The organism is Stenotrophomonas sp. YJH_SMC_123 (assembly GCF_059368215.1).
In genome coordinates this window covers 36065-49165 of record NZ_JCAFRM010000003.1, presented here as the reverse complement: position 1 = coordinate 49165, position 13101 = coordinate 36065, and the positions used below count along the sequence as shown (strand labels likewise).

General features: G+C 64.5%; 12 protein-coding genes and 1 pseudogene. 9 read left to right on the top strand and 4 right to left on the bottom strand.

Annotation, left to right across the window (positions count from 1 at the left end; genetic code table 11):
* The first annotated feature begins 7 nt into the window (after window positions 1-7).
* The gene (locus AC5P5W_RS08320; RefSeq protein WP_197574300.1) at window positions 8-415 is read left to right on the top strand and encodes a hypothetical protein; all 408 of its coding nucleotides are present in this window, start codon (window positions 8-10) and stop codon (window positions 413-415) included.
* A gap of 164 nt (window positions 416-579) precedes the next feature.
* Window positions 580-1203: a hypothetical protein gene (locus tag AC5P5W_RS08315; RefSeq protein ID WP_495221029.1), complete on the top strand. Its 624-nt coding sequence runs from the start codon at window positions 580-582 to the stop codon at window positions 1201-1203.
* A gap of 287 nt (window positions 1204-1490) precedes the next feature.
* Here the strand turns inward: AC5P5W_RS08315 and AC5P5W_RS08310 are convergent, their stop codons facing one another.
* Together AC5P5W_RS08310 and AC5P5W_RS08305 are read right to left on the bottom strand one after the other, a co-directional pair.
* Window positions 1491-2132, bottom strand: a complete 642-nt coding sequence (locus AC5P5W_RS08310; protein WP_046432704.1) for a glutathione S-transferase family protein — start codon at window positions 2130-2132, stop codon at window positions 1491-1493.
* An 86-nt stretch (window positions 2133-2218) separates the two neighbouring features.
* Window positions 2219-2488: pseudogene (locus AC5P5W_RS08305) on the bottom strand (helix-turn-helix domain-containing protein); the annotation flags it as partial.
* A 122-nt stretch (window positions 2489-2610) separates the two neighbouring features.
* Here AC5P5W_RS08305 and AC5P5W_RS08300 point away from each other — a divergent pair.
* Both AC5P5W_RS08300 and AC5P5W_RS08295 read left to right on the top strand, forming a co-directional pair.
* Window positions 2611-2847: an EamA family transporter gene (locus tag AC5P5W_RS08300; RefSeq protein ID WP_227864594.1), complete on the top strand. Its 237-nt coding sequence runs from the start codon at window positions 2611-2613 to the stop codon at window positions 2845-2847.
* A 453-nt stretch (window positions 2848-3300) separates the two neighbouring features.
* Entirely contained in the window at window positions 3301-3753 is a 453-nt protein-coding gene (locus tag AC5P5W_RS08295) for a PA2169 family four-helix-bundle protein (protein ID WP_014648535.1), read from the top strand.
* 91 nt (window positions 3754-3844) lie between these two features.
* Here the strand turns inward: AC5P5W_RS08295 and AC5P5W_RS08290 are convergent, their stop codons facing one another.
* Window positions 3845-4516 (bottom strand): response regulator, encoded by a 672-nt coding sequence (locus AC5P5W_RS08290; RefSeq protein ID WP_197574302.1) that lies wholly within the window; start codon window positions 4514-4516, stop codon window positions 3845-3847.
* A gap of 313 nt (window positions 4517-4829) precedes the next feature.
* A complete protein-coding gene (locus AC5P5W_RS08285; protein WP_014038605.1) occupies window positions 4830-4931 on the bottom strand; it encodes a class III lanthipeptide in 102 nt (33 codons plus the stop codon).
* A 450-nt stretch (window positions 4932-5381) separates the two neighbouring features.
* Between AC5P5W_RS08285 and lanKC the strand changes: the two genes are divergently transcribed.
* The 5 genes from lanKC to AC5P5W_RS08260 are packed head-to-tail and all read left to right on the top strand — an operon-like array spanning window position 5382 to window position 13079.
* On the top strand, window positions 5382-8102 hold the full coding sequence (gene lanKC / locus AC5P5W_RS08280; RefSeq protein WP_197574303.1) for a class III lanthionine synthetase LanKC: 2721 nt from the start codon (window positions 5382-5384) through the stop codon (window positions 8100-8102).
* Complete coding sequence (locus AC5P5W_RS08275) at window positions 8099-9742, top strand: ABC transporter transmembrane domain-containing protein (protein WP_014648531.1); 1644 nt, start codon at window positions 8099-8101, stop codon at window positions 9740-9742. Before lanKC ends, AC5P5W_RS08275 begins: the two co-directional genes overlap by 4 nt.
* Before the next feature lies 1 nt (window position 9743).
* Window positions 9744-11105, top strand: coding sequence for an ABC transporter permease (locus tag AC5P5W_RS08270; RefSeq protein WP_425604375.1), 1362 nt, complete (start codon window positions 9744-9746; stop codon window positions 11103-11105).
* A gap of 10 nt (window positions 11106-11115) precedes the next feature.
* On the top strand, window positions 11116-12330 hold the full coding sequence (locus tag AC5P5W_RS08265; RefSeq protein WP_197574304.1) for an ABC transporter permease: 1215 nt from the start codon (window positions 11116-11118) through the stop codon (window positions 12328-12330).
* A gap of 53 nt (window positions 12331-12383) precedes the next feature.
* On the top strand, window positions 12384-13079 hold the full coding sequence (locus tag AC5P5W_RS08260) for an ABC transporter ATP-binding protein (RefSeq protein ID WP_032958346.1): 696 nt from the start codon (window positions 12384-12386) through the stop codon (window positions 13077-13079).
* The last annotated feature ends 22 nt before the right edge of the window (window positions 13080-13101 follow it).

The window sequence follows — 13101 nt, the reverse complement described above, 5'->3', positions numbered from 1 at the left end:
GCACGGGATGACACACGATGCAGGCAGGACGATCACGCCCACGATGCTGTATACCGCCGCGGCCGCGGCCGTGCTGGTCAGCCTGCTGGCCTGGGCGGTGGAATGGAGCGGGATGGCCTATGTCTGCCCATATTGCCGCGTGCAGCGCACGGTCATCGGCGTGCTGGGCCTGCTGACGCTGTTCGCGCGCCCGGGCGGCATCGTGGTGCCCTGGCTGTCGTACAGCGCGGGCGCCTTCGCGTTCGTGGTGGCGGCGATGCAGCACTTCAACGGTTGGAAGCGCATTTCCGCCGGCGACTTCAGTTTCAACGAACAGTGGTACATCGATCCGTGGCTGCTGTCGGGCTGCGCGATGCTGGTCCTGGTGGCGCAGCTGATGCTGGTGCAGGCCGCCTGCCGGCGCAGGTTGCACTGACAGTGTCGTCGCTGAGGGAGAAGTGCCGGGTATGGCAAGCGCTCTCAATCCTTCAAAGCGGTAGTGACATCGCGTGTGGCGCGCGATGCTCATGAAGTATGCCGTCGCACAGGATCCTCTACATACTGAATCCATCGGGCAACATGGCACGAAAGTTCAGCGTCATGCGTGATCGTGAAGGCGGCATCCGTTGCGACGAAATGGAACCCGGCGCGATGGATTGCGAACCCTTCGTCATCATCGACGAGCTCCCGGTCGAGCAACCGGCGATCAACTATCTTCAGTTCAAGCGCATAGTCGCTCAATCGGTGATCAGCCTGTCTGAGCCCGGCTACCCGACCAATGTGTACGATGACATCCAGAATCCGCAGAGAAGGGATGCGGTCAGCCAGCATCTGGGGCAGCGTTTCGAGACTTACATCTACCTGGCTTCCGGCGCGTACTCGCTTGGCATCGATGTCTGGGCGCCGCAGAAGATCCGCTATGCTGACGGGTCTACCGCTTCCTACAACTACAGCATGATCAACCGTCGCTGGGAGCCCAACGCCCTCCTTTACAAGGACAGGTTCGGTAACTCCATTCCGCTTAGCGTTACACAGTTGAGCGAGGGGCGAGGCGGCGTTACGCATCGCTTCGAATTCCCGAATGGGAATGCCACCGATATGGGAAGCTTCGTCAATGCGCTCAACAACATCGGTGTCCCGGTGACGGGGGCGGGCAATCAGTCTGTCACCTGCACCAGCACGATCAGGCTGACCGAGGTCAAGGTGACCTGCAACCGGAACTGATGAGGAATAGATCGATGCGAGTTTCACCAGGCCTGGGTTCCACGGTCATATTCGGTACTTCCTTTGTGGGAGCACTGCTATGCGGGTTCGTGTTTCCATCCATGTCGGCAGGTTCCCCGGAGCTGACCCCTTGGATGTTCAACGGCCTGCTGGCGTGCGGTGCGGTTGCGCTTTTTAGTGCTCCCTTTGGCTGGCGGGGCTACCTGAACTGGAGATCGCGTCGATTGAAGTAACGCATGGGGCCTGCGTGACTGCTGGCCCCTTGTTACCTGGGAGGAGGCGCAGCGCTAGGCGTCCTGGAAAACCGCCAGCTGCGCAGCAAACGCACGCTGGTAGGCGGGCCGCTGCGTGGCCCGGGCCACATAGGTGGCGACCTGTGGGTACTCGTCGAGCAGGCCGCTGCTCTTCAGGCGCAGCAGCACCGAGACCATCATCAGGTCGCCCACGCTGAATTCGCCGTCCAGCCACGTTGTCCTGGCCAACCACGTCGATAGTTGGGCCAGCCGCGTCCGGACCCGCTCATCGAGCATTGGCAGCCGTTGCGCGTACCAGGGTTGCTCGCGCTCAAGCACCCAGGCCATGGAGCGCTCGACGATGGGGGGCTCCACCGTGTTCAGCGCAGCGAACACCCACATGATCGCGCGCATGCGGGCGTCCGGATCGCGCGGCAGCAGGCCGGGGTGCTGTTCGGCCAGGTGCAGGGCGATGGCGCCGGATTCGAACAGGGTCCGGTCGCCCTCCTGCCACGTGGGAATCTGCCCGAACGGATTCCGTGCCAGGTGCGCGGGCTGCTTCAGCTCGGCGAAGCTGAGCAGTTGTACGTCATAGGCCACGGCCAGTTCCTCCAGCGCCCAGCGCACGCGCATGTCACGGGCCAGGCCCTGGCCGCGGTCGGGGGAGGCGGCGAAGGCGGTGAGGATCGGTGGCATTGGAGCGCTCCTGCAGGCCGATGGGCCTGCCTTTCCTGTTCCGACGAGCGACGGGGCGGGAAATCGACAGCCCTCGATGCGGGCCTTCACCCGGCCCGATGCTGCTCCCGATACTGATCGGGCGTGCACTGCGCGTGCCGCTTGAACATTTCGGCAAACGCGCTGACGCCTGAATAGCCCAGCTCCCCGGCGATGCGGCTGATCGGCTTGCGTGTGCACAGCGCCTCGGTGGCGCGCACGAACTTCACACGCCCACGCCGGCCGCCGAGTGACATGCCCAGTTCACTGCGCGCCATGCGCTCCAGCGTGCGCACGCTCATGTGAGGCCGCTGCGCGATCTCGGCCACGGATTCGGCCGTGCATTTGCCGCCTGCATCGTGCTGATGCAGCGCCGGAAGATTCCGCTGACGGTGCTGGAGTCACTGTTCCTGCAGGCCACGGCGGCGTCGCTGATCCTGCTGCCGGTGCAGCTGCCGGAGTGAACAACCTGACCGCGGTGGGCTGTTTCGGTTTCGCTGCGGTGTGTGCATCGATCCTTGCGCCCCTCAGCTGGATGACCGGTCTTTCGCGCTTGGGCGCGGCGCGCGTTTCGGGATTCTTCAACCTGGTGCCGATCGTGACCGCCGCACTGGCGGTGATGCTGCTGGGTGAGTCACTCAGCGGATGGGGTGCTGGGTGGCAGCCTGCTGGCGGTGTCGGGTGTGGTACTTGCTGAATATGCCGCCAGGCACGGGTGCGGAAGGCCGATGCGGCCCGATATTCCAGCAAGGTCTGCACGAAACGTGCACCTCACGTCGACGTTGTGCGATGCCGTTGCGCTTCAGTCTGGCAACCCCATTCCCCGCCCGCGCAGGAGCCCATCGATGAATACGCCTGGAAAGCCGAGACCCACCTGGAAGCAATGGCACGTGCTGCTGGTGATCCTGGCAATCGCGCTGCTGGTCACTCTGATCATCGTCACCGCACCGTGGTAACGCGTGCAACGCGCTCAGATTCCGTGAAAGCCGACGATGTTTGAAATGACGAAGTCAGCAGGTGTTTCGCATGGTGATGCGTGCATCAATTCGTGCTCACCTGGTTGGCACACGCGATTGCACACAGTGGGGTCGAAGGCAATGCAGATGCACTGCCATTCTCCACTGAATTTCGAGCACACAGGAGCGACGCCATGAGCACCCAGTCCACCATCGAACATCGCCTCAACGACCTGATCGAAATCGCCCGCGATGGCAAGTCGTTCTATGAAGAAGCGGCCACCAAGGTCAAGGATGCCGAGCTGTCGGCACTGTTCACCCGCATCGCTGGCGTCAAGGGCCGCATCGTGGCAGCGTTGAGCGGCTCAGTGGCCGCCAGCGGTGGCAAGCCGGCCGAACATGGCACCGTGGTCGGTTCGATGCAGCAGTTCTACGGCAAGGTTCGAGCCGCTTTCGGTGACACCAACTATGGCTACGTGGCTGAACTTGAAGAATCCGAGGACCGCCTGCTGGGCGCGTTCAAGGATGTGCTGCAGGACAACGAGCTGCCGCCGGCCGTGCGCCAGGAAGTGACCCAGCTGCTGCCGGAAGTGCAGGAATGCCATAACGTCATGCGTGCGCGAAAGCACGCAATGAAGGCCGCCTGACCGCATCGGTCGGCCCAAGCAGCGGGACTGGCAGCCGGGGCGGTTTACCGCCCCGGCTGTTGCATTTGCGGCCCGCGCCGATGGCCTTTGATCAGGCCGCGTCGTCGTTCAGCATGTAGCCCAGCCCACGCTTGGACTCGATGCTGACACTGGCCGAGCGCAGGGCACGGCGCAGGCGTGATACGTGCGGATCCAACACGGTGGTACCGCCATCGGCGCCGGCCAGGTGCACGGCAGCACTCAGCACTTCATGGCGGACGATCCGGCCCTGGCGGGCGCAAAGGGCTTCCAGCAGCAGCAGCTGGCTGCGCGGCAGGCTCAGGGGCGCACCGCCTACCAATGCCATGCGGTTGGAAAAATCGAACGTGAAATTGCCGATTCTCAGAATGTGGCTGGCATCAGCGTCGAGGCGCCGGGTAATCGCGCGCAGCCGCGCGGCCAGTTCGTCGAACTCGAACGGCGTGGGCAGGTAGTCATCGGCACCGGCATCCAGGCAAGCGATGCAGTCGGCAGCGTGGTTGTGGCGCCCCAACAGCAGAATGGGCAGCCAGGTACGCAAGCCGCGCACGATCTGCACCAGCTTCAGTGAATCGCCTTCGGGCAGCCAGCGGTCGAGAATGAGGGCGCGGTACTCCACGGCCTGTACCGCGGCCTTGGCCAGTGACCAGGTTGCCACGAGGTCCACCAGCATGTTGCGGCTCTGCAATACGTTGCGAAGCGCCTGTGCAAGTTCGGCGTCGTCCATGGCCACGAGGATGCGCATGCTGCGTCTTTTCCTGATTGCTGGATCCGGCGGGCGTGCAGGCGCACTGCGTAGCGTCCGTCATGGTGGTGAGGTCGCAGCGGGGCCGAGCAATGGTCACGGCTGCAGCACGTGCTGCAGCTGGCTGATCATCCCCCCCCCGGGATGCCTGTCCTGGCATTGGCAGATGCAGGACGCGCAGCGCGGGCAGCGGACGGCTGCCTGCCAAGCGATCTCTACGTCGTATGGAGACCTGCCACGTGGCGGTGCATCACGCTGTGGCAGATGTCGAGGTGGTGGGCGCGCACCACCACCTCAGGCAAGCCGGAGAGGCTTAGCCGTTGCAGCAGTTGCTGTCGGAGCTGCTGCAGCTGTTGCCCAGGTTTTCCTGCTGGTTTTCGATCATCAGGCGCTGCAGATTCAGGACGCGATTCATATCAACTCTCCTTAGTCGTACATGGGATCGGGAGGCATGCGTGCCTCCCACGCGTTGCGCAATGAAATGATTCACTGCGCGATTGCACCACGCAATCTCAAAGCCCTGTTGCAGTTGCTGAAGAACCCCGGTCTATACGTGGCGGATGGAAAATGGCATTGCCGATTGGAATGAGTCAAGTCAATTGTGGAATGAGAATCGCCTGCGCAATGTAGCGGCAAGGTACGGTGGCAATCATCGATCTGCAGGGACATTCCGGGCGGCTGCATTGCAGCGATAGCCGGCGGATTTCACGCCGTGCTTACGAATGAAGCAGGCAGGGAATCCACATTCCGCATTTTGCGATGCCTGCAGGCTGGAGCGCCCGCAATGCATCCATCGCGCATGTGCGAGGCGTTCGGGGATGTGTGCACCGGGCAAATGAGCCGTGGAACCGACCAGGGAGAGACGATGTCAGCGCGTCAACGATCACTGCGTGAAGCACGCCACATGGACAAGGCCGCCTATGTGGGGGGCGACGAGCGGTTCTACGAATTGAGCTACAACCAGTACCGGCCCAGCGAAGATTTCCGCAGTATCGTTGAAGCGGAGATCGAGGCGGCCGGCATGGCGTGGACGATCCATCGCATCGGTGTCTGGTCGCACCTGGCGACGCATGGCGACCCGGTCGCCGGCAACCTGCCGCCGCAAGGCTGGAAGATCCACGTTTCAGCCACGCAGGACAACTGCCAGCGGTTGCTGCGCACCGTCACCCGGATGGCCCTGGCCGAGCGCGTGAAGTTCAAGTTCGCCAATGACATGAACACGATGCGCATGATGAGCTCCAAGCGTTGGCCACGCGGTGGCTCGGGCAAGTTCATCACGCTCTATCCGCTGGACCTTGCGGTCTTCACGCGCTTCATCGAGCAGCTGCATGGGGCGCTGAAGGACGAAGATGGCTCGTACATCCTGTCCGATCGACGCTACAAGGACTGCCGCTGCCTGTATTACCGCTATGGCGGCATGCGCCAGGTGTACCGGCTTGATTTCATCGGCCAGAAGGTGCCGATGCTGGTCGCGCCCGACGGCAGCCATGTTCCCGACCTGCGCAATCCCTATTTCGAGGTGCCTGCCTGGGAAACCGACCCGTTCCCCAGCGAGGATGATCCCGGCGAGATGACGTTGAAGGAGGGCCGCTATCAGGTGCAGGCCGCGCTTGGGTTCTCCAACACGGGCGGGGTCTACCTGGCGTTGGATCAGGTCACCGGGGAGGAAGTGGTCATCAAGGAGGCGCGGCCCCATGTGGAAATGCACGGGGAAGGGCTCGACGCCACCAGCCGCCTGGCACGCGAACGACGCAATCTGGAGTTGCTGGGCCCGGTGGGCGCCTCGCCGCGCTGCCTGGATGCATTCACCGATTGGGAAAACAGCTATCTGGTGGAAGAGCGCCTGGATGCATTCGATCTTCGCGAGCTGATGCTCAAGCATTCGCCGCTGATGAAGGCCCGTCCCAGCGCATGCGATGGTAGTGACTACTACGGCATGTGCGTGACCATCTTCACCGGTCTGCTTCGCGCGGTCGACCGCGCACACAAGGTGGGAGTGGTGATCGGTGACATCTCGCCGTCCAACATCATGGTCGACCGCAGCGACATGCGTGTGCGCCTGATCGATCTGGAGGCCGCGTTCCTGGACGGCAGCGATGAGTGGGATGACATCCACACGCCCGGATTCCGCCGGATCATGAAGGGGCGCAAGCGCGCCAGCTGTTTCAGGGATGACCGTTACGCGACCGCAGTGGTGATGTTCTACTGCCTGTTCCCGCTGATGGCCATGGCCTACATCCGTACCGACCTGTTCGAAAAGGTGCTGCCGGTGATGATGGAGGACATCGGCTGGCAGCACACGCCAGTGGCCGAGGTCATCCAGGCGCTGGTGGACGACCGTATCGACCTGGAAGAGGCCGCACAGCTGCTGCAGCAGCCGGCGACCCTGCAGGCGCCGTTCTCGTCGCCGCAGCGCCCGTTACCGGCGCCGCGCCAGTGTATCCGGCGGCTGCTCGCGTTCATGGATGCACACAGCCGGCTGCAGCCGGAGCGGACGCTGTTCCCACTTGATCCGTTCGCGCACTCCACCAACACGATGAGCCTTGGTCTGGGGGCGACCGGTGTGATCCACGCCTTCCATGGGGTGGGTCATCAGCCGTCGCCGGCGGTGATGGAGCGCTATGCGCAGGAGCTGCAGGCCCTGGATCGCACATCGCTACCGCCGGGGTTCCTCACCGGCCTTGCCGGCATCGGCTGGTCGGCGCTGCTGCGTGGCGAGGTGGAACTGGCCCGCAGCCTGCTCGACAGCGCTGACGGCAGTGACCTGTTGCATGCGCATCACTCGCTGTATCACGGCATGGCGGGTATCGGAATGGCGCACCTGGCCATGCATCACGCGACCGGCCTGCCCGGGCATCTCGACAGGGCGCTGTCGCTGGCGCGGCGGCTTGCAGACACCGTCCACCACGGAGAGCGGGGTGCCTACTGGCAGGACGAAGGTGGCGTCCGCATCGGCATGGGTTACGGCCAGGCCGGCGTGGCGCTGTTCCTGCTGAGGCTGTCGCAGCTCAGTGGTGATCCGGCATGGCGCGTGCTTGGCGAGCAGGCACTGCGACACGATCTCTCCTACGGCTTCGAGCTGGAGACCGGAGTGACCACCTTCCCCAGCTCACCGGAAGAGGTCAACACCTATGAACCCTATCTGGAGCAGGGGACTGCGGGCATCGCCAAGGTCGCGATCCGTTACGGCCTGTGGCAGGACGTAAATCGGCTGGTGGATGACTTCCATCGCAAGTATTCCGGCTTCTGCGGCCTGTTGTATGGCCTGTCGGGCATGCTGGATGTGTTTGTCGACGCCCATCTCTACTCCGGTGACCCTAGGTACCTGCAGATGGCGGAGCGACCGTACCAGGGCATCGTCGATCTGTATCTGTTCGAGGAGGAGGAGGGAATGGCGGCGGTGCCGGGCGAGAATCTGTTCCGCATTTCCTTCGACCACGGTACCGGCATCGCCGGAGTGATCCGCGCCCTGCATCGGTACGACACGCTGGCGCCGGATGAGTTCTTCCTGGATGCACTCGATGTGCATGGCGCGGTGGTACGGGAAGTGGACGGAGTCGGGGTGGGGCAGGCGGCGGTTGCATGAATGCGCGCCCGCACCCGGCCGGACAGCCACTTCAGCGCGAGCAGACCGCGCAGCGGCACAGTGTGCGCGCCATCCTCGCCAGCTTCGCGATCCTGCTCGGCCCCCTCCGCGGGCGCTACCTTGCGGTGGCCGCCACCACCGCGATGTTCGGCGGACTGGGCGGGCTGCTGCATCCGCTGCTGATCCGCGCGATCTTCGACGAGGCCGCCAGCCGGCAGGATTTCAATCGCTTCCTGCTGCTTACCGGTGCATATCTGCTGCTGTGCCTGGTGACCAACCTGGGCAACTACAGCTGCGCGCTGTGGCAGCAGCGCGTGGATAACCGCATCGTGGAGCGGATCGGGACCTCGTTGCTGACCGCCTACTATGGCCGCAGTTATGACGAGGTGGTGCAGAAGGGGGCTGGCTACTATGTGGCGCGGATCCGCTCGGACGTGAAGGATGGCGTGGTGCCGATGCTGTCGGTCGCACGCACCACCCTGACCCAGGCGGTGACATTCGTCGCCTTGATCGCAGCCCTGCTGATCATCTCCTGGCGTGCGTTCCTGGTGCTGATGGCCATCATTCCCATCGCCACCACGGTCAGCGTGCTGGTCGGCCGACGCATCCGCGAGCTGACCGTGGTGGAGCGTGACCGCGAGGCCGAACTGGTTTCTTTGCTGACCCGGGCCGTGTCTGCCTTCAAGATGGTCTGTACGTTCGGCCTGGGCCCCAGGACGGTGCAGGCCCATGACCGCAGCCTGCGCGAGGTGCTGGATTCGACCTACCAGCGCTTCAGGGTGGTGAGGACCCTGCAGGGTGCGAGCGACCTGACGATGGTGATCTCGGATGTCTGCTCGATCTTCGTCGGCGCACTGTTCGTGTTCCGCCAACAGATGACACTGGGTTCGTTCATCGCCTTCATGAACGCCTTCTGGCGCTCAGCCACGACGCTCATCGGCATCTTCAAGAACATTGCCGAGATGCACAGCCACGGTGTGGTGGTGGTGCGGGTGGCGGAGTTCATGACCGCGCCGGCAGCCGCGGCGTCGGCCACGCACATCGAGGGTGGTCTGCTGGCGACGTCGATCGGCTACGGGTACGGCGCCACTCCCGTGTTTTCGGATTTCACCCTGGCCCTTTCACCCGGTGAACGTGCACTGGTGATTGGCGACAATGGCAGCGGCAAGACGACCCTGGCCAACGTCCTGGCCGGGTACTTCCAGCCCGTCGCCGGCCAGCTGCTGCGACCGGCGCGTATCCGCGCCATCACGCTTCCTCTGCAGTTCCCTCCGCTGAAGGTGCGCGACCTCGGCGCCGATCCGGTGCTGCTGGCGCGACTGGGGATGGACGGCGACGGGATCGCCGACAGCCTGCCGGAAACCCTGTCGGCAGGGCAGCAGCAGAAGATCGCCTTGGCGATGGTGCTGGGCGAGGACGCCGACCTCTACATTCTTGATGAGCCGGTCGCCAACCTCGATACGGCCAGCCGCGAGATTGCGATGGACGCGATCTTCGCACGCAGCCATGGCCGCATGCTGGTGATGATCATGCACGGCGCCGAGGCCTACCGCGCCCGATTCGATCACGTACACGAACTTGGCAGGTCCATGTGGCAACCGGCACGGGTCACGCCCGTGCACGTCCGGGGAGAGGCATGACATGAAGTCGATACAGGGTGCAGAAAAGGGTGCGGGCATGCGCAGGCTGGTCTACTGCGCGCAGGTGGCGCTGCACAATACACTGCGGAGCAAGGCCATCACCGCCCTGATGGTGCTGGCCATCGCGGTGGGAATTGGAGCCAGCATGACCACCTTGACCGTGGTCTACCTGCTGTCCGGCGATCCCTTGCCCGGGCGCAGCGGTGACCTCTACTACCCCCAGCTGGATGCCAACCCGAACTCGAAGGGCCGCGAACCGTACGACGTGCTGGACTATCGCTCGGCCTTCGACCTGTGGTCGTCCGGGCGCGCGGACCAGCAGACACTGGTGGTTGCCAATCCGGTCAAGCTGCGGCCCGATCAGGGCAGCGCGCCACCGGTCATCCGCTCATCGATCTCCACCACCACCGACTTCGCGACGATGTTCGCGGTGCCGCTGGCGCATGGACGCTGGTGGTCACGCGAGGAGGATGACGCGCGCGCACGTGTGGTGGTGATCTCGTCGGAGCTCAACGAGCAGATGTTCGGTGGGGGCGACAGTGTGGGGCAGACACTGCGGGTCAAGGACACCGCGATGCGCATCGTGGGCGTGCTCGCGCCCTGGCGACCCTCGCCGCTGTTCTACAAGGTGCGGGGCGGCCGCTTCAGCGGCGGCAACACGTCGGGCTTCTTCGCCTCGGCCGACGATCTGTTCATGCCGCTGACCTCCAGCCTGGAGATCAATGACGGCGACTTCGTGCCGTTCACCTGCTGGTCCACGCCGGAGGAGCGCGGCCGGCTGCAGACCGCGCCGTGTGTCTGGGTACACCTGTGGGTCAAGCTGGACAGCGCCGCCAAGGTGGCCGCCTATCAGCGGTTCCTGCAGAACTATGCCGCGGAGCAGAAGGCCCTGGGCCGGATCAGCCACGCCGACAACACGCGGCTGCGCTCATTGATGCAGTGGCTCGACTTCAACCAAGTGGTACCCAGCGACGTGAAGCTGCAGGCCATCCTGGCCTTCGCCTTCCTCGGGATCTGCATTGCCAATGTGGTCGGTCTGCTGCTGGCGAAGTTCCTGCGCTACAGCGGTGAGATCGGCTTGCGTCGCGCACTGGGCGCAAGCCGCGCGGCGATCTTCCTGCAGTGCGTGGTCGAGGCCGCGCTGGTGGGGGCACTGGGTGGCACGCTGGGCCTGTTGCTGACCTGGCTCGGCCTGAGCGCGGTGCGCAGCCAGCCGGTGGCCTATGCGGACCTGGCGCGGCTTGATACCACCATGCTGCTGTTCACCCTGGCGCTGTCGGTGCTGGCCAGCCTGCTGGCGAGCCTGATTCCCGCGATCCGTGCCAGTGCGGTCCAGCCCATCGCCCAACTGAAGCTTCTGTAGAGGAACCACCATGCAGATCGGCATCGTACTTTCGGCCCTGCGCCGGCACCGCCTGGCGACCTTCCTCATCGCGATGGAGATCGCATTGGCCTGCGCCGTGCTGTGCAACGCGATCTTCCTGATGATCGAGCGGAACGCTGCAATGCAGCTGGTCAGTGGCCTGGACGAGTCACGGCTGGGGGTGATCCAGCTCGACGGCATCGATGCCGAGCGCGCCAACGATGTCAACGCGCGGGTCGTTGGTGCATTGCGGGGGCTGAGCGGCGTGACGGCGGCCGGGCTGGTCAGTGCCATGCCGTTCGGCAGCCCGGGCATACGCGCCGGCGTCAACCTGGACGAGGACCAGCAGGTGCCCGGCGGTGTTCTGGATTTCTACCTGGCCGATGCCGTGGCCCTGGACGCGCTGCAGTTGCACCTGGTGGGGGGGCGCATGCCCGGTGCGGACGAGTTCGCACCGACCGATGAACTGGTGCCGGCCAATCCCCCGGCGCTGGTCACCCAGGAGCTGGCCCAACGCTACTGGCCCGGCGAAAACGCCGTGGGCAAGAGCCTGTGGGCGATGGACACCCGGCTGCGGGTGATCGGCGTGGTCGAGCACATGGCCGTATCCCGCCCCGGCCGCGGTGAAGCCAAGGGCTCGGACTGGTCGGTGATCGTGCCCGCATCGCAGGGGCCGCGCCTGACCGGCCGCTATCTGGTGCGCGCCGAGGCCGGCGACATGAACCGCGTAATGCGCGATGCGCAGCAGGCAATCCGCCGTGTCGCGCCGGACGTGGTGTTCGATGCCGAGGGCAGCCGGCGGATCTCCGAACTGCGCGAGCGGCATTTCGAAGGTGACCGGGTCATGATGGGGCTGCTGGGCGGTGTCATCATCGCACTGCTGGCTGCCACTGCCCTGGGCATTGTCGGACTGGCCAGTTACTGGGTGGAGCAACGTCGCAAGCAGATCGGCATCCGCCGCGCGCTGGGGGCCACGCGCACCGATGTGATGCGCTATTTCCAGATCGAGAACCTGCTGATTGTCTCCATCGGCATCGCGGCCGGGGCTCTGCTGGCCTACGCGATGAACCTGACCCTGATGCGCTTCTACGAACTGCCGCGCCTGCCACTGCTGTACCTGCCGGTGAGTGCGGTGATCCTGCTGCTGCTGGGCCAGGCGGCGGTACTGCTGCCGGCGCTGCGTGCCGCGGCCATCGCGCCGGTGTCGGCAATCCGTTCGTTGTGAGTCCCGCAGCTGCCTTGGCCGGTCGCTGCTTCCATCTGCAAGCGAGAATTCCCATGCTCAGGATGCAAGGCGTCAGCAAAGTGTTCCAGGTGGGTGAAGTCATGACCCATGCATTGCGCTCCATCGACCTGTCGGTGCAGGAGGGCGATTTCCTGTCGATTACCGGCCCTTCCGGCTCCGGCAAGTCCACACTGCTGAACATCCTCGGTCTGCTCGAGGGCTTTTCCGGCGGCCACTACGCGATCGGTGGCGTGGATGTTGGCGGCATGCGCGACGCGGCGCTCAGCGCGCTGCGCAACGAGAAGATCGGCTTCGTGTTCCAGGCGTTCAACCTGATTCCGGATCTGACCATCCAGGCCAATGTGGAGGTGCCGCTGCGCTACCGTGGCATGGCGGCAGCCGAATGCAGGCAGCGTGTGGTCTCGGCACTGGCCCAGGTCGGACTGGGCAGCCGCATGTCGCACTATCCCGGCGAACTGTCGGGCGGGCAGCAGCAGCGCGTGGCGATCGCCCGCGCCATCGCGGGTACGCCGGCCCTGCTGCTGGCTGACGAGCCGACCGGAAACCTGGACTCGCAGATGTCGCAAGGGGTCATGGAGATTCTGCGTGAGCTCAACCAGGGCGGCATGACCATCATCATGGTGACGCATGACAAGGAGCTGGCGGCGTGCGCGGGTCGCAGCGTCCACATCGTGGATGGGCAGATCGTCGAGGTCACAGCGCAGGCCATGCAGGCGCTGTGCGCCTGAGCTGAAAGAGCGTCACCCGCAA